The organism is Sulfolobales archaeon (genome assembly GCA_038897115.1).
GTDB lineage: Archaea > Thermoproteota > Thermoprotei_A > Sulfolobales > AG1 > AG1.
Genome location: JAWAXC010000052.1, coordinates 1 through 16,083, shown reverse-complemented (window position 1 = coordinate 16,083; position 16,083 = coordinate 1). Strand labels below are relative to the sequence as shown.

Here is a 16,083-nt window from a genome sequence, read left to right as displayed (position 1 = left end):
TGCCAAGATATACTATAGAGGAGGGTTTGGAGAGGCCCTTGAAAGGGGGGTTAAGATCTCTGGCCTCTCTGAAAAAGATCTTAGGAGGCCTATGAAGCAATATTCGAAGGGTATGAAGAGGAGGATCCAGGTTGCTAGGGCCCTTATGATCCTCCCAAGAGTCGCTATATTAGATGAGCCCACAGCAGGTTTAGATCCTGTGCAGAAGGTGGAGCTTAGAAACATTATAAAAAGATATTCTAAGAGCTATGGTATAACCGTGCTTCTATCTACCCATGAGATGGCCGAGGCAGAGGATCTATGTGAGAGGGTTGCAATAATAGATAGGGGATCCATAGTTTCTGAGGGGTATATAGAGGAGATCATAAGGGCCGTAGGGGCTAAGAACCTTGAGGACGCCTTTGTAAGGCTTATCTCAGGTGGTGGGGATGCTAAGGGCTCTGGTTGAGAAGGAGATAAAGGATCTTATTAGGGATCCTAGGATTTGGATTCCGGTTTTAATAGGATTCCTGATCCTCCCCATAATAGGTGTGATCCAGAACATCTCCATATCAACCCAGATCTCCCAGGGATATGCTAAACAAGTCCTCGCCCAAGTAGCTGTGATCGGCGATCAAAGCAGTGCTGGAGACTTCCTAGAGATTCTCAGGGCATCTATGATGAGCTACAACATATCCTATATCGATAGAGAAGACGCCTTCCCTAGAAAGGCAGATGTACTTATAGTTATAAATGCATCATCTATAGAGAATCTTGCCCGTGGCGGTAGGGTTGAGGCATATATATTCTATAAAACAGATCTCGCAAGCCTATCCATGGGGCAGGGGATATTATCTAGAATAGAGCAGGCTATTATAGATGCATCTAGGATCTACGTGGCTAGGATGGAGAACCTAACCTCGATACTCCCAACCCTTATATATCCCTCTATAGTCTACTCCATACCATATATTCAGGAGAGGAATGCCGTTATAACATTGCTCGACGCTAACCAGATATTCATGCTAGCATTTATCCCAATAATGATTCCACTGATATTCCTCATGATCTCAATATCTATTCTACAATACAGCTCAGTATCTATGGCTGTGGAGAATGAGGAGAAGACCTTAGAGGTTCTTCTATCAATGCCAATACCGAGAAGAGACATTGTATTAGCTAAGCTAGCAGCATCGGGATTCATAGGATTATTATCCCTAGTCGGGTTTGGTCTCGGCCTGCTTCTATATACCAGAATGCTAGCATCCAGCATAACATCTCTCGAAACCTTGAAACCAAATATTTCGCAGGGGCTAGCCACTCAATATACGGGGGTGCCTCCACAGATTATATATAGCTATTTACATGATGTGAAGATACAGAGTATATATGATTTAATATCACCATCACCCCAAACGATTATAGTGATGGTGATATATGCTTTGGAGGCGATCCTCCTAGCAGGTATTATAGGAATAGTGATTGGAGGTGCTAGTAGCGATGTGAGGATGGCCAACACAGTTTCTGGGAGCATCACACCTGCCCTTGTGATCCTATGGCTAGCAATGGGGTTCATAGATCCATCATCACTCCCGGCCCAGGTGCTGCTCTCAAACCCATTAACGGGTCTTCCATTCTATTCAAGGATAGCGATGCTAGAGGGATATAGCTCGCCCGACATATATATCTATCTAGCCATCTCTGGGTTAGAGGCGATAGTGATAACAGCTATAGCTGGAAAGGCTCTAAGTATTGAGAAGCTGGAGAGGATTAGAAAGGGTCTAGCAATATTTAGAAGATCTAGATAGCAATAGCTATTCCAAGAGAAATTCTAAGATGAGGGGTTTTATCACCGGCTATCCCTAGAAACAATGCTGATCCTAGAAATCCTTTCACCATCGCCTAGAACCCAGTATTCCCCATCCTCCCTCTTCTCAAGCTTCCATATACCTGTTGTGTGTTTCACAAGCTCTATAGCCTCCTTCATAGCCTCTAACACCTCCTTCCTACCCACCCCCTGTATAGATATGATCATAGCCGGGTCTCCAGGCCTTAGAAGCCCCTCTACATGGTATATCCTCACATATTTCACACCATATCGCCTCCTAATCTCCTGGGAGATCTCTTCAAACCTTTTCGAGGTATATTCCCTGTGAACCTCATAGTATAGGCTATCAACCTTAGCACCATCAACAGGGCTTTTAACAATCCCCACATAGATTAGCAATGCTCCCAACCCCTCCTCCTCAGCATGTTTCTCGGCATCCTCTACGATCTCTTTGAGGCTTGGCATCCCATCCCTAGACACTATTCTAAGATCATTGCATCCGCCAGAAGCCGGTGGGAGAAGATCTACGACATCCCCCTCCCTCAGCTTTTGATCCTGTGGAGCGTATAGACCATTAACAAGGGTGATTATAGATGAGAGCCTCTTCTCCATAAAATCCTCTAGAGCCTTGCTCCTCTTACTAAGTATCTTTAGGAGATCTCTAACGGTGGAGCCCTCAGGGATCTCGATTATATCTTTATCGACCCCATATAGATCTCTTAATACTGCATAGAGCCTTATACTCACCCTCAGCCTATTCCACCAAATATTCATAGCATAGTGGAAAATATATGGGAGGCCGAAATAGATAGCCCTGGAGCTAAGCAGATCCTCTATACCCTATCGAGGAAGGAGCTAATATGGTTTAGACCTTCTATAGAGAAAATTGCTGGCTTGTATAATTGTAATGATTACCTGGAATTCTCCATATACTCTATACCCCTAGAATCTATCGAAGATATGAAGGCCATATACCCTGCCTCTGCTAGCGAGTTTAACGCTTGCTCCAGCCTAGCCCTCTCTCTAGAGATCCCTATTACAGCCCCACCCCAGCCTCCACCGCTTATCTTAACCCCTTCTAGGCCTGCTGCTCTCATTATATCTGCTATATGCTCGCTCTCACGATCCACTATTCCGAGGGCTCTTAATATATTGTGGTTAATATTCATTAGCTCGCCAAGTGCCTTTAAATCCCCTTCCTCAATAGCTTTTGAGGCTTCCTCGCTGATCTCTCCTATCGCCTTCATCAGATGATCTACTATGGATTTCCACCTACTATATAGATTTCTAACCATCGAGACCGTCTCTCTAGTGCTTCTCTTCTTAGGGGTTATCGCTACGAGGATCTCAAATGCCTTCTTCGGCTCAACCCTCCTGAATACCTCTGCCTCGAGGGGTTTTACGAGGAGCACACCGCCTAGGGAGACCGCACCTGTATCCATAGGCGACGCTGCTCCCTGAACCTCCACTTCTACCTTCCTCGCAATCGATGCTATATCCCTTCCTCCAATAGATCTTTTGGCTAGATATGCATATCCAGCCACCACCCCGGCTGAGATCGCTGCTGAAGTTCCTAGCCCAGCACCAACGGGGACGCCTGAGGATATCTCTATATCGAGGCCCCCGAGATCTTCGAAGGTCTTCGAGGATATCTCTATAGCTTTTAATACATATGAGAAGAGCCTCTCAACATAGCCTGGAGAGATCTCACCCCTACAGCTTTCCCCAGAGCATATGAGGGATATATCACCAATAGCCGAGGCTCCCCTACTGATAACCCTGATCTCCCTATCGGATCTTATACACATCTTAATAGCTATCTTTTTATCAATAGCAGCTACAAGGGCTGGATAGCCATATACTACCGCGTGCTCTCCCGTTATAGTTACCTTTAGCGGTACATGTATCCTTACACATTTCCCAGCCATTTGATTGCCCATAGATATTTAGTGGGGGGCTTATTAGAGCTAGAATACTCCGAGGAGGCTCTCCAATATCGAGTTTATCTTACAAACAACAGCCCATGTGTCGAGGCTCTCATCATATATAGAGATCCTTTCGAAACCCCTCGATAAGATCCTCTCGGAGAACTCTCCCCGCTGGAACCCTCCAATAAGGATCGCGGATCTCCTCGCCATAGCTATCCTCCTACATAGGCTAGTAGGATCCTCCCTCCTCCCCTTCTCATCAAGAAGAACTATATATTCTAGAGGCTGCTCCTCAATATATTCTAGGAGATCCTTCTTCACAAGATATATAAGGGGGTTCTCACTACCAGGAGGTGCAGAGCCCTCGACCAACACCTGCTCCATCAAGCCAACAAATCTATTGTAGTTCCTAGGGATCCTAACCCCGCTCCTCACAAATATAAGCCCATGCCTTGTCTCAACAACAGCATCGATCAAGCCTCGAGACCAGAGGGGGGATGATGAAAGGATTAGGAGAGATGTATGTATAATATCAGGCCTACCCCTTTTATACCAATCTGCTAGATACCTTCTCATAGATCTATAGTGATATGATATGTCAAGAAGCATTTTAGAAGGATCTACACCCCTTCTCCTAGCACTCGAAATAACATCTCTAGAGCCTAGAAGCTCCCTCGGAACAAGCTCGAGCGCTGCTTCAACAAATACATATGTTATCCTAGCCCCAACGCTATCGCCCACAGAAACCTGCCAAGGATATTTATTATTGTTAGGTAAAAGCTCTAGCTTAATAACATAGCTATTGTAGCTTTAAAGCCCCAAATACGATTTTCTTATCTCATCGTCGCCCACGAGCTCTAAAGATCTCCCATGCTTTACTATTCTACCAATCTCAATCACATATGTATAGTCAGACACCTCAAGCGCTTTCGCAGCATTTTGCTCCGCTAGAAGAATCGTTATCCTTCTCTCTCTCAGATCAGATATATATTTATAAACAGCATCGATCACCTTAGGAGCTAAACCCAGGCTAGGCTCATCTATGAGGAGAACTCTTGGCTCTGCCATAAGGGCCCTCGCTATTGCTAGCACCTGCTGCTCACCACCGCTCAGCGTTCCTGCCTTCTGCTTAAGCCTCTCTTTCAATATGGGGAACATGGCTAGTACCTTATCTAAGTTTTCCTCAAACCTATTCCTCGCCCTCTTGCTATAGGCGCCCAGCTTCAGATTCTCATATACGCTTAGATTGGGAAAGAGCCTCCTCCCCTCTGGAACATGGACTATTCCTAGTTCAACGATCTCGTGTGGCTTTAGCAATGTTAGCTCTTTCCCCTCGTATCTTATAGATCCTTTGAGGGGTTTTAGAAGACCTGAGATCGTCTTTAGAAGGGTTGTCTTACCAGATCCGTTAGGCCCTATAAGAGCTGTTATGTTTCCCTCCCTAACATGCATCGATACTCCTCTTAAGATCTGTACGTTGCCATAGAACACATCAAGAGATTCTATTACTAGATCCCCAACCACTCTATAACCCACCTCTACCCTGCTTTAAAACCCTCAGCTATAGGTTTTCCAAGGTATGCCTCTATAACTCTTGGGTCTCTCGATACCTCCTCTGGGGTGCCCTCTGCAATGATATTTCCATAGTTTAGAACCACTATCCTCCGGCAGATCCTCATTACAGCCCTCATAATATGCTCAATCATAACTATCGTTATCCCCATGCTATGTATTCTTCCCAAAAGATCGAGAGATCTGTCTATCTCAGCGGGGCTGAGGCCTGCCAACACCTCGTCTAACAGGAGTAGCTTTGGCTCTGATATGATGGCCCTGCCAAGCTCTAACCTTCTCTTCTCAGCAGCATTTAGATCTCGGGCAAGAAGATCCCTTTTATCGGAGAGACCAACCAGTTTTAGAACCCTTTCAGCCTTCTCTACAGCCTCTTTCTTACTCCTACTCCTAGGCAGAGCATAGGTGACTAGGTTATCGAAAACCGAGAGATTTTCTAGGGGCCTCATAATCTGGAACGTCCTAGCAATACCCATCCTAGCAATTCTGTGGGGTGGAAGACCTGTTATATCTATACCCATATAGATAACTCTGCCCTCATCGGGCTTTACAAAGCCTGTTATGATGTTGAAAAGAGTTGTCTTGCCAGACCCGTTAGGCCCTATTATGCCTAGGAACTCCCCTTCCTTCACCTCGATGCTAACCTTGTTGAGAGCGATCACCCCTCCAAATCTCTTGGATATACCCTCTGCTCGTAAGATAGTTTTCATCAGCGTCTCACACCCGTTATTTTTTTAATCGCACTTATAATGCCTCCTGGCGAATAGAGAGATAGTGCTAGGAGCACCAGTCCGTATATGAGGAGATGTATACCAAAGTATCTGGCACCATAGAAGCCCCCTATAACTGCCCTTATATACTCTGCTATTGGTACAATGGTTAGAGCACCTATTATAGGGCCGGAAAAGCTGTAAACACCTCCAACTATTGCTACTAAGCATATCTGCACCGATATAAATAGATCCATTGTGCTGAAAGGATCTACATACCTATATCTAAGAGCATATAGAGCCCCTGCCACCCCTGTGAAGAAGGCGCTAGCTATCATCGCGATCATCTTATATTTAAAGGGGTCTATACCGACCGACATTGCTGTCTCCTCACTCTCCCTTATGCTTTGAAGATAGTAACCCAACCTGCTCCTCATAAGGATCATCATAGAGGCTATCGATATAGACGCTATAGCTATAGCTACATAGTTATAATATATTGGCTCTACAAAGTATACCCACTGGAGGGTGTATTCCCTTCTAGCAAGCTCTATACCCCTAGCCCCTCCCACATATTCCCAGTTATTGAAGAAAAGCTTCAGAGCCTCCCCCACAGCTATTGTTCCTAGGGCAAACCAATGGCTTTTCAGCCTTAGCAGCGGTGGCGATATTGCGAGTGCAAAGAGAGATGATATGGTGCCTGCTATCACAATACCGATCCAAGGGTTTATCCCTACGTTATAAGTTATAGCAAGAGAGTATGCTCCTAAGCCGAAGAATGCTGCATGCCCGAAACTTATTAACCCGGTGTAGCCTCCCATGATGTTCCAAGCTGTGGAGGATATCATATATATAGTTGCTAGGAATAATGAGTTTACGAAGAAATAATTTGAATATATAGTAGGCAGTATAGTTAGGAGTGAGAAAGCTGCTATGATAACGAGAAGATCTATGTCTCTAAGGCTTCGAATAACCAACACAGATCACCTCGAGAAAATCCCAGTAGGCTTTACTAAGAGCAGGGCTAGGAAGACTAGATATACAACTATATCCTTCATGCTAGGCGTAAGTATAATTGCTCCGAGCCCCTGTGTAAGCCCCACAATCACGGCCCCTATTGCGGGGCCCAATATGTTGCCGAATCCTCCTAGGACGACAGATATAAAGGCTATTAATGTAAATGGGATCCCCATCTCTGGGAATATATAGTAGAAAGACGCTAACATGGCACCACCTATACCAGCTAGGCCTGCCCCTAATCCAAAGGCGATAGCATATACCTTCTCGATATCCACACCCATTAGCTGCGCGGCCACCCTATCCTGGGCTATAGCCCTTATTGCTGTTCCCAGATAGGTTTTAGTTAGGAAGAGCTGTAGTATGAGGGTAAAGGCAACTGCCATAAGAGCTATTAACAACTTTACAAGACTGATCCTCACACCATAAATATCTATCACAGCTTCTGAGTACCAGGTGGTGATAACCCTTATATCAGGGCCGAAGGATACGAAGAAGCCGTTCCTTATGATCAATACTAGCGCGAATGTAGCGAATATTTGTGAGAGAAATGGAGCATTCAATATCCTATTTATAATCGTTTTTTGTACTAGATAGCCCAATGCGAATGTTGTTATGAATGCTAGTGGTATTGAGAGTATCGGATCGAGCCCTAGGTATATGTAGAGTAGATATGAGAGAAACGCCGCGATCATTAGGAATTCTCCATGGGCGAAGTTTATTATCTCCACAACCCCCCATATCATTGCCAAGCCTATAGCTATTATGGCGTATAGACAGCCATTGAGTATACCATCAACAATGACCTGGGCTATAATGGTTTCAGTTGATAGAGCCAAAAAGATCACCTATGGTTTAGCTCCTTTCAGACCATCTAGGCATGGGGAATATAGGATCTCTAGTAGCGTATTCCTTAGGCCACACTGTATGGTATTTCCCATCATCAGGCATCATCTGGACAATGATCCCTTTAGCCCTTATATTCTGACCAGTCTCGTCAAACTTAACACCATCCCATGGAACTGGTAGAACTCCCTTCCCAATATCTATATTCCTAAGAGCGTCTCTAAGAGCTTCTCTAAATGCCTGAAGATCTGAGGGGCTAGCCTTCTTACCAGCCTCTTCTAGGGCGTAGTATAGAACCCATACAGCTACATAGTTTCTCACTATACTCCCGTCCATATCGATCCCGTATTTTGCTTTAAACCTATCATTAACATCCTTCAAACCTGGAACCTTATCGAAGAGATCCCAGTTAAATACTTCCCTACTAAATATATAGTATCCTAGAGGGCCAACCTCACTTATATATGATGGATTTATATAACCAGCATCCTGTGCTAGAACAGCTTTTGGATTAAAATCAAGCTTCTTCATAGTCCTTTGGATCAATATTGCATCAGATAAATACCCCGCTACTAAGAGCACGTCTGGATTAGCCGCTTTCAACCTAGTAATCTCGGAATCAAGTGTTGGGGTTCCACTTCTAAACGATATAGACTCCACTACCTTAAACCCTGCCTGCTCCATATACTTTTTCCAGGCCTCAGCGGTTGCAGAGCCGAACTCGCTATCTTCATAGAGGATCGCGACAGTCCTTATAGATCCAGGCTTTGTTGAGTTTAGATATTTGAGGAACTCTGCATGTTGCATCGAGAATAAATCATCGTCACCCGTTGTCCTGAAAAACCATTGAAGGCCTCTTCTAGTAAGTGCAGGTGATGAAGAGTCTCCGTTAAGACAGGGAGTTTTAAGTCTCTCACAAACATCGCTGACAGTCTTAGTATTGGAGCTTGCATATGCCCCTATAATAGCTACTACATTCTCAACAGCAATTAGCCTTTCAGCCTCTCTAGCAGCTGTAGAGGGATCGCCTGCACTATCGCCAACCACAAGGGTGATTTTAGCTCCACCTAGACTCTTAATACCTCCTCTCGAGTTGATCTCGTCAACAGCAAATTGTGCTCCCCACAGGTTATACTTCCCAATAGTGCTAAGACCTCCTGAAAGGGGCTGAATTATCCCTACCTTAATCTCTGAAACTCTCTGCACAGGGGCTGGTCTCTGGGTTGATATTACTAGATATGTTGCTATACCTGCAAGAATTATTATTGCTATTAAAGATATTATAATGATATTTCTTGAAATACCTCTCACATTTATCCCCCACTAAAGTCTTATAATATTTAACTTATATTTTTAATAATTATAATAATTATTGTGAGTAGCTATGTATGGTTGGAGGGCGAGAATAGGGCTTATAGTCCCTTCTTCTAATACTACGATGGAGCCAGAGCTACATAGAATGGCCCCTCCTGGTGTTTCTATCCATACCTCGAGAATTCCTTTAAAGGAGGTTACTAGGGCTTCTCTCTTAGAGATGGAGAAACACTCTATAAGGGCTTCTAAAGAGTTGGCAGATGCAGATGTGGATATAATTTTATATGGATGCACAAGTGGAAGCCTGGTTGGAGGCCCTGGATTTGATAGGGCTATAGCTAGTAAGATCCAAGAAGCTACAGGAAAACCAGTTGTAACTACTGCTACCGCTGTTATAGAGGCGTTGGAGGCGTTAGGGGTGAAGAGGATCTCTATCGCAACACCTTATATAGATGAGGTTAACGAGGAGGAAAAGAGATTTCTTGAGGCACACGGTATCGAGGTAATCTCTATCAAGGGGATGGGTATTATAAAGAATACTGATATAGGGAGAATAGATCCATGGGATGTCTATAGATTCGCAAGAGCTGTATATAGCGATAAAGCCGAAGGACTCTTTATAAGCTGCACCAATTTGAGAACAATAGAAGTTATAGAGATATTAGAAAAAGATCTCGGTGTCCCGGTTGTCACAAGTAACCAAGCCTCTCTATGGGCGGTTTTGAGGAAAGTCGGTATCAAGGATAAGATCCAGGGATATGGGAGGTTATTAACAATAGTCTGACCTCCTGCCCTAGGAGGCAGGCTTTCAACCATAATTTCTAAAATCTAGGGATCTATTTTGCTAAATATATATTACTTTGATATGTAGATATAGAGTGTTAAGATGAATACCTGCCCAAAGAGGATGATCAATGGCCCTTGTGGGGGGTATAGGGATGTTGTGTGTGAGGATGATAGGCTGAAGTGTGTGTGGATTCTAGCCTATTATTCAGCTCTAAAGAGGGGGACTATTGATAAGATGTTCCAGTTAAAGCTAGATCCAGGATTTAGGGTCTCAGGTTATAGACCTGTTGCCAAGAGGGCTAGGGGGGTTGTTGAGAGGATATTATCTGGTAGGACAGCTATTATATATGAATACACGCCTAAGCCCTATACAAGCCCAAGTGCTTTGGTTGAAGAGCTTAGAGAGATAGCAAATATATATCATGGTGTGGATTTCGTTGATAACCCAGGTGGATATCCAATACCGAGTTCCCTTCCATATGCTATGATTGCGAAGAATAGCTATAGATCTTTGCATGTAAGTATGCAGATAACAGCGAGGAATAGGGATAGAAACCAGGTGGTTTCAGATGTGCTGGCAGCATCGCTAGCAGGGCTAGACGCTATTGTAGCCACGACGGGGGATCTCCAGGTTGGTGAGAAAGGCGTGTGGGATCTAGATGCACCAAGGCTGATATATCTAGCTAGGCTTGTTCTTGACCTAGGTATAGATCATATGGGGAGGAGGGTTGGGATTGGCGGTGAAGGTATGATCATAGCTGCTTCTGTTAACATAAACGCCGAGCCTTTAAAGCCAGAGATCCTTAAGATCAGGGTTAAAATGGATGCAGGGGCAGAGCTCTTCATAACCCAGCCCGTGTTCAATGTTGAGAGATACAGGATTTTCCAGAGATCTTTGGGGGAGAGGGTTAGAAACCCAGCTGAGATCCCAATTATGATTGGGATCATACCTATTACTAGTAGAAAGATAATGCAGTTCTTCCAGAGCAAAGTCGGTATAAAGATCCCGGAGAAGATCTTGGTAGAGCTTAAGAAGGATAAGATCGATAGAGAAGCTCTTACCAAGGCTAATCTAGATATAATAGAGAGGATCGTTAGGGAGATAAACCATAGCTCCTACTACATATCAGCATTCGGAGATCACAGGCTAGGTGTTGAGATAGCCAAGGTTGTTAGAGGCGTAGTTGGATAAACATCTCCTACCCCTTATCACCGCTACCTCTATCCCCTATAAACTCGTCAAGCCTCTTAGCCCTGAGAACCTCTGCATGGATATCTTTAAGTGTGAGGGCCTTGGAGAGATCTTCTTCATCGATCTTATAATTCCCTCCCCTCGTGGGCTTTAACATCTCTATTGGAACCAGCTTCCAGCCAGAGGATCCCACAATCTTAACTGCTATGAAGGCCTTCCCACCAGATCTTCTTGCGAATTCTAAGAGCTTCTCAACCTGGTTCTTCTCAATATATATAGGCTCTTCCCTCACCCTTGTCTTAACCTCGAATATATATATAGATCCTGATCTTATTGCAACTAGATCTGGATATAAGATCCTCTTGGCCTTAGCCCCGCTCGCAGGGCCCCTTATAACCGCGAAGCCCATCTCCCATAGCCTTAGAGCTAGATCCCTCTCCTGCTGTACTCCAGCCCTACCCCTCTTGGGAGCGGCTTTCCTGCTCTCCAAAGCTACTCCTCCACCTTTAATCTAACGCTGACACCATATTGCCTCTCAAGCTTTTTCTTAAGCTTCAGAAACTTCTTCCCAGCGTTAATAGCGTTATCCCTATTCACTATAATCCACAGTGTGTCACCCTCTAGAGATGCCGTAGCACCTGGTATTGCCCTGCTTATCTCATCTATAACCCTCGACTCTATAGAACCCCCTCTATAGCCTGGCCTAAGCCTCTTCACAGGAACCACGACTGTTTGTTCTCCAAATGTGTATATCTCATACTCCAGCTCCCCAGTTAGGAAGTCCCTCACCTCAACAACAGGCCTGGCTAGCTCAGCCTCTCTAAGACCTGTTGGGAGCTTCACGGTCATGCTAACCTCATATACCTTTTCAACATTACCTCTGCTGATATATATAACAGTATCTACTATACTTGGTATCATACCTAGATCAACTCTTCTTAAGAGCCTTTGTATAGCATCTATCGGTGAGGCTGCATGCACAACCCCCACCATACCTATCCCAGCAAGTCTTAGATCTATGTAGAGGTTGAAATCCCTATCATCCCTCATCTCATCGAAGAAGGTATAGTCAGGCCTGCTTAGAAGCAGTATATCGTGTAGCTCCTCTGAATCAGCATATACCTTCGAATATTGAGATGCCTCTTTAGGAAGCCTCATATCCCTCGGGCTCTCAATTGTTTTCACAACCCTTCCCATCCTCATATAGAACTCCGCCAAAGCCTGTGCAAATGTGGTTTTACCCATTCCCGGGGATCCTGCTATGAGTATCCCCTCAGCCTTCTCCAACAATCTCTTCAAGAGCTTCTCAGGCAACCTATAATCCTCGAGCCTTGGTCTCGCAATAGGCCTTGTAATTGTGATCTCATATCCATCCCCCAGAGGAGGCCTCACTATGATGATCCTATAAGATCCCAGCTGAACTATCGTAGATCCAAGCCTGTTACTCTCTATAAACCCCCCATTACCTGGGCTCTGAGCAGCCTCGAGGATCTCCCTAGCGATCCTCTCAACCTCCTCCCTAGTCATAGGCTCCTCCTTCAGTCTGACGAAATACCAATTGCCTGGGAAGCCCTTCTTAGCCCTTGGAGGAGCTCCCTCCTTTAGATGTACAGACATGGTCTCGCTATCAAAGAAGCTCTCGATCGAGAGGCCTGAGTATTTCTTCCTCACCTCTATCACATCAATGCCCATAGCCCTTGATGCAGAGGCCTGTATAGGATCAGCTGTTATTATCTTGCCGCCTACTTCATAGGCGTATCTCCTTACAAGCTGATCTATACCCTGATCAGATCTTACCCTTGGATAGTCAACTATAGCCAGCTCTACAAGACCGTTGTTAGAGAGTTTTCTAAGCCTCGATATCTCTTCTAACCCGGCACTAGCTATAGTGTTACCCTCTCTGGCAAGCCTGACAAGCTCTTCTATCACCGGTATTATCACATGGATCTTTCCCCTAATTACACCATCTTCAACTAGTCTTGAGACGCCCTCCTCCATTAGCGCAGAGGGATCCACAACATATATCTCTTCAAAAGCTATTCTAGCCATGCCCTACTACTCCCCCATATGCTCGGCACAAGCAGATCTTTGAATAACTTATGGGCATAGAGCGATCTCCTCTAGAGACATCCATATCTATAGCCAGGCGATTGCCCCCTATTCTAACATCCACCTTGTATATATCTTTTGTGAGAATTATAAGCTATAAAGCAACATGGAATCGATGATCCCAGGGATAAGGATCTCTCTAGAACATCTATATCCCATAGGATGCACAGTAGTTCTCTGTTTCACATACCTCAACCTCTGCTACCTTCTCTATACCCATTTTAACTAGGGATTCATAGATCCATCTAGATAGCTCCTCCGCGGAAGCTATCTTTATAGGTAGTCTAACATTCTTAGCACCCTCGATCTCCTCCTGTCCTTCAGCTAATATATATGAGTGATCAAGGGGTTCTAGAAGCTTCTCCACAGCCCTATTCAGCTCATCTAGATCCATAACCCATGGTATCTCCCCATCCCTACACACCCTAACCCTAACTATATAGTTATGACCATGTATCTTTGAACATTTAGAGCTAAGACTCTCAGGCACCTTATGCCCTGCTATAAAGGATGTTCTCACGCTTATACATGTCCTCATACATCCATCCCCAGCTATATCGCTATATGCTTCACAGTATATTTCAACATCTTCTTCTCAACAACCTCAACCCCTAGACCGGGTTTATTCGGGGCTTCGATATAGCCTCCCTTCTGGAGGATCCATGGGGGCTCCACTATATCTTCTTCATAGTACCTCTCGCTAGCTGATATATCGTTTGGAAGCCTTACATTTCGAAGAGTCGCTAGAGCCACCTGGACACCCCTTCCAACACCAGTCTCTAACATACCGCCTATCCATACAGGGATCCCTGCTTTCTCAGCTATATCGTGTATCTCTTTCGATGGTGCTATACCACCGACCCTCCCAGGTTTTATATTGATTATCTCGGCCGCTCCGATCCTTATTGCTGATCTCGCTACATGGGGATCCTTTATGCTCTCATCAAGACATATAGGGGTTTCCAGGATCTTTGCTAGTTCAGCATGATCCACTAGATCTTCGTAGTGTAGGGGCTGCTCGATCATAAGAAGCGAGTAGCGATCAAGCTTTCTAAGATGCTCAGCATCTTCAAGGGTATAGGCTGCGTTTGCATCAACACTTAGCATTATATCTGGATACTCTCTCCTGATAGCTGCTACGGGTTCTAAATCATAGCCTGGTTTGATCTTTATCTTGATCCTCTGATACCCCTTTTCAAGGTAGTATTGAACCACCTTAACAAGCTTCTCAGGAGACTCCTGGATCCCTATGCTAACACCAGAGGATATCCTATCCCTCACACCCCCTATAACCCTCCAGAGGGGCTGTGATCTCATCCTAGACCATAGATCCCATAGAGCCTCCTCAACACCTGCCTTAGCCATGTTATGCCCCCTTATCCTTCTAACCACATCAAGCCCCCAGAAGGACTGCGGATCATCGATCTCCAAACCCTTTATCCTTGGTGCAATGAAATCCCTGATCACATGCCAAGCTGTTTCAACAGTCTCATAGCTATACCAAGGACCCTCATCAGCAACAACCTCGCCCCAGCCAACCTCTCCAGAGGCATCTTCTATAGTTACCAGGATTCCATGTCTATATACACTTCTGCCAAAACTCGTTTCAAAGGGGTCTTTCAGAGGCATGGCAACATGAAACATAGCTACCCTCCTGATCCTCATCTAATCACCACGAATAGATTTACTAGAAGAGACTAATATCTAGCCGATCTCATAGCACCATTCCTCCTAGAACAGCTATTATAGTCTAGGAGCGACATCCAACCTCATCAATAATATTCCTAAGCTCTCTTGCTATAGCTTCACCAAGGGTGTTTATATATTTTAGCGGATCTCAACGGCTATAGATATTTTTTCTAATCAAGGCTATACCGATCTCCGCTGAATTATCTAGCATGTTTTTCATTCTAGCTAGATCAGGGGGTTCGCTTTTATATCAATCACGATAAAACCCTGGCATAAAAGCCTAATCTATATATAAGGAGCCAATGGTATCAATATATAGGGAAGCTGTGGGTAACCCCGCTAGGGGTGTTACGTCTCAGGGTTTTTTGAATAGCAATACTGAAACATTTAGAAAATCTATGATAAGTATAGCAAGCTATATATTAGAAGCGGCCTCGAAAATATCGAGTGAGCAGGTATCTAAAGCAGTCTCCCTATTAATCGAGACCTATAGGGAAAAGAAGAAGGTTCTTGTTATGGGGGCTGGGAGAAGCGGTCTTGTTGGCAGGGCTTTCGCTATGAGGCTCCTCCATCTAGGCTACCAGGTTAATGTGCTTGGAGATACCATTGTACCCCCAATAGGTAAGGGGGATCTCGTGATAGCTATTAGCGGCTCTGGCAGGACAAAGCTTATAGTTACAGCTGCTGAAGCAGCTAAAACAGTTGGTGCTAGGATCCTAGGGATAACCTCTTTCCCCGACTCTCCGTTAGCACAGCTATGCGAGGTAGTCGTCGTGGTTCCTGGGAGAACCAAGATTGCGCGTGAGGAAGACTACTTCATGAGACAGATCCTAGGGATTCACGAGCCGCTGGCACCCCTCGGAACTCTCTTCGAAGACACGGCTATGGTGTTCCTCGACGGGCTTGTGGTGGAGCTTATGGAGAGGCTAGGCCTTAAGGAAGAGGATCTTGAGAAGAGACATGCAAATATCGAGATATGACCATGCTCTTCATTCTCGGGGCAACGCTTATATCCCTACTAGGCAATATATCTATAGGTGAATCGATATCGAATACGTCTACGCCACACTACTCCTACACTCAGCTGGGAAGGAGATAAGCGAGGATAATATAAGG

The 16,083-nt window shown here is 44.8% G+C and carries 17 protein-coding genes; 5 read left to right on the top strand and 12 right to left on the bottom strand.

Annotation, left to right across the window (positions count from 1 at the left end; translation table 11 throughout):
* Together QXE01_07715 and QXE01_07710 are read left to right on the top strand one after the other, a co-directional pair.
* The coding region (locus tag QXE01_07715) for an ATP-binding cassette domain-containing protein (protein ID MEM4971120.1) at positions 1 to 448 on the top strand (448 nt) is incomplete at its 5' end.
* Entirely contained in the window at positions 429 to 1,787 is a 1,359-nt protein-coding gene (locus tag QXE01_07710; GenBank protein ID MEM4971119.1) for an ABC transporter permease subunit, read from the top strand. The genes QXE01_07715 and QXE01_07710, both read left to right, overlap by 20 nt.
* 41 nt (positions 1,788 to 1,828) lie before the next feature.
* Here QXE01_07710 and QXE01_07705 read toward each other — a convergent pair whose 3' ends face one another.
* The 8 genes from QXE01_07705 to QXE01_07670 form a co-directional block, all read right to left on the bottom strand.
* Positions 1,829 to 2,554, bottom strand: coding sequence for a MoaD family protein (locus QXE01_07705; protein MEM4971118.1), 726 nt, complete (start codon positions 2,552 to 2,554; stop codon positions 1,829 to 1,831).
* Between the two features lie 164 nt (positions 2,555 to 2,718).
* On the bottom strand, positions 2,719 to 3,735 hold the full coding sequence (gene mvk, locus QXE01_07700; GenBank protein MEM4971117.1) for a mevalonate kinase: 1,017 nt from the start codon (positions 3,733 to 3,735) through the stop codon (positions 2,719 to 2,721).
* Positions 3,736 to 3,774: 39 nt separating this feature from the next.
* Complete coding sequence (locus QXE01_07695) at positions 3,775 to 4,476, bottom strand: 16S rRNA methyltransferase (GenBank protein MEM4971116.1); 702 nt, start codon at positions 4,474 to 4,476, stop codon at positions 3,775 to 3,777.
* 69 nt (positions 4,477 to 4,545) lie between these two features.
* A complete protein-coding gene (locus QXE01_07690; GenBank protein MEM4971115.1) occupies positions 4,546 to 5,271 on the bottom strand; it encodes an ABC transporter ATP-binding protein in 726 nt (241 codons plus the stop codon).
* Positions 5,272 to 5,273: 2 nt separating this feature from the next.
* A complete protein-coding gene (locus tag QXE01_07685) occupies positions 5,274 to 6,014 on the bottom strand; it encodes an ABC transporter ATP-binding protein (protein ID MEM4971114.1) in 741 nt (246 codons plus the stop codon).
* Positions 6,014 to 6,991 (bottom strand): branched-chain amino acid ABC transporter permease, encoded by a 978-nt coding sequence (locus QXE01_07680; protein ID MEM4971113.1) that lies wholly within the window; start codon positions 6,989 to 6,991, stop codon positions 6,014 to 6,016. The genes QXE01_07685 and QXE01_07680 overlap by 1 nt, the downstream gene beginning before the upstream one ends.
* A 6-nt stretch (positions 6,992 to 6,997) precedes the next feature.
* Complete coding sequence (locus tag QXE01_07675; protein MEM4971112.1) at positions 6,998 to 7,870, bottom strand: branched-chain amino acid ABC transporter permease; 873 nt, start codon at positions 7,868 to 7,870, stop codon at positions 6,998 to 7,000.
* A 16-nt stretch (positions 7,871 to 7,886) separates the two neighbouring features.
* Positions 7,887 to 9,188 carry an ABC transporter substrate-binding protein gene (locus QXE01_07670; protein ID MEM4971111.1) on the bottom strand — a complete coding sequence of 434 codons (1,302 nt, stop codon included), beginning with the start codon at positions 9,186 to 9,188 and terminating at the stop codon, positions 7,887 to 7,889.
* A 73-nt stretch (positions 9,189 to 9,261) separates the two neighbouring features.
* On the opposite strand from QXE01_07670, the gene QXE01_07665 reads away from it, so the two are divergent.
* Both QXE01_07665 and QXE01_07660 read left to right on the top strand, forming a co-directional pair.
* Positions 9,262 to 9,975: an aspartate/glutamate racemase family protein gene (locus QXE01_07665; protein ID MEM4971110.1), complete on the top strand. Its 714-nt coding sequence runs from the start codon at positions 9,262 to 9,264 to the stop codon at positions 9,973 to 9,975.
* Between the two features lie 102 nt (positions 9,976 to 10,077).
* Positions 10,078 to 11,169, top strand: a complete 1,092-nt coding sequence (locus tag QXE01_07660; GenBank protein MEM4971109.1) for a methylenetetrahydrofolate reductase C-terminal domain-containing protein — start codon at positions 10,078 to 10,080, stop codon at positions 11,167 to 11,169.
* Between the two features lie 7 nt (positions 11,170 to 11,176).
* On the opposite strand, the gene hjc is transcribed toward QXE01_07660, so the two are convergent.
* From hjc to menC, 4 genes are all read right to left on the bottom strand, one after another.
* The gene (hjc, locus tag QXE01_07655; GenBank protein ID MEM4971108.1) at positions 11,177 to 11,659 is read right to left on the bottom strand and encodes a Holliday junction resolvase Hjc; all 483 of its coding nucleotides are present in this window, start codon (positions 11,657 to 11,659) and stop codon (positions 11,177 to 11,179) included.
* Positions 11,660 to 11,661: 2 nt separating this feature from the next.
* Positions 11,662 to 13,218: an ATPase, T2SS/T4P/T4SS family gene (locus QXE01_07650; GenBank protein ID MEM4971107.1), complete on the bottom strand. Its 1,557-nt coding sequence runs from the start codon at positions 13,216 to 13,218 to the stop codon at positions 11,662 to 11,664.
* A 208-nt stretch (positions 13,219 to 13,426) separates the two neighbouring features.
* Positions 13,427 to 13,816 (bottom strand): 6-carboxytetrahydropterin synthase, encoded by a 390-nt coding sequence (locus QXE01_07645; protein MEM4971106.1) that lies wholly within the window; start codon positions 13,814 to 13,816, stop codon positions 13,427 to 13,429.
* Between the two features lie 14 nt (positions 13,817 to 13,830).
* Positions 13,831 to 14,943 (bottom strand): o-succinylbenzoate synthase, encoded by a 1,113-nt coding sequence (gene menC / locus QXE01_07640; protein ID MEM4971105.1) that lies wholly within the window; start codon positions 14,941 to 14,943, stop codon positions 13,831 to 13,833.
* 389 nt (positions 14,944 to 15,332) lie between these two features.
* On the opposite strand from menC, the gene hxlB reads away from it, so the two are divergent.
* Positions 15,333 to 15,947 (top strand): 6-phospho-3-hexuloisomerase, encoded by a 615-nt coding sequence (gene hxlB / locus QXE01_07635; GenBank protein MEM4971104.1) that lies wholly within the window; start codon positions 15,333 to 15,335, stop codon positions 15,945 to 15,947.
* Positions 15,948 to 16,083 lie beyond the last annotated feature (136 nt).

Bases quoted from the DNA above. Each gene is read 5' to 3' on its own strand.
- mvk (MEM4971117.1), bottom strand. From the start codon at position 3,735: ATGGCTGGGAAATGTGTAAGGATACATGTACCGCTAAAGGTAACTATA.
- QXE01_07665 (MEM4971110.1), top strand. From the start codon at position 9,262: ATGTATGGTTGGAGGGCGAGAATAGGGCTTATAGTCCCTTCTTCTAAT.
- QXE01_07645 (MEM4971106.1), bottom strand. From the start codon at position 13,816: ATGAGGACATGTATAAGCGTGAGAACATCCTTTATAGCAGGGCATAAG.
- QXE01_07710 (MEM4971119.1), top strand. From the start codon at position 429: ATGCTAAGGGCTCTGGTTGAGAAGGAGATAAAGGATCTTATTAGGGAT.
- QXE01_07650 (MEM4971107.1), bottom strand. From the start codon at position 13,218: ATGGCTAGAATAGCTTTTGAAGAGATATATGTTGTGGATCCCTCTGCG.
- QXE01_07685 (MEM4971114.1), bottom strand. From the start codon at position 6,014: ATGAAAACTATCTTACGAGCAGAGGGTATATCCAAGAGATTTGGAGGG.
- QXE01_07660 (MEM4971109.1), top strand. From the start codon at position 10,078: ATGAATACCTGCCCAAAGAGGATGATCAATGGCCCTTGTGGGGGGTAT.
- menC (MEM4971105.1), bottom strand. From the start codon at position 14,943: ATGAGGATCAGGAGGGTAGCTATGTTTCATGTTGCCATGCCTCTGAAA.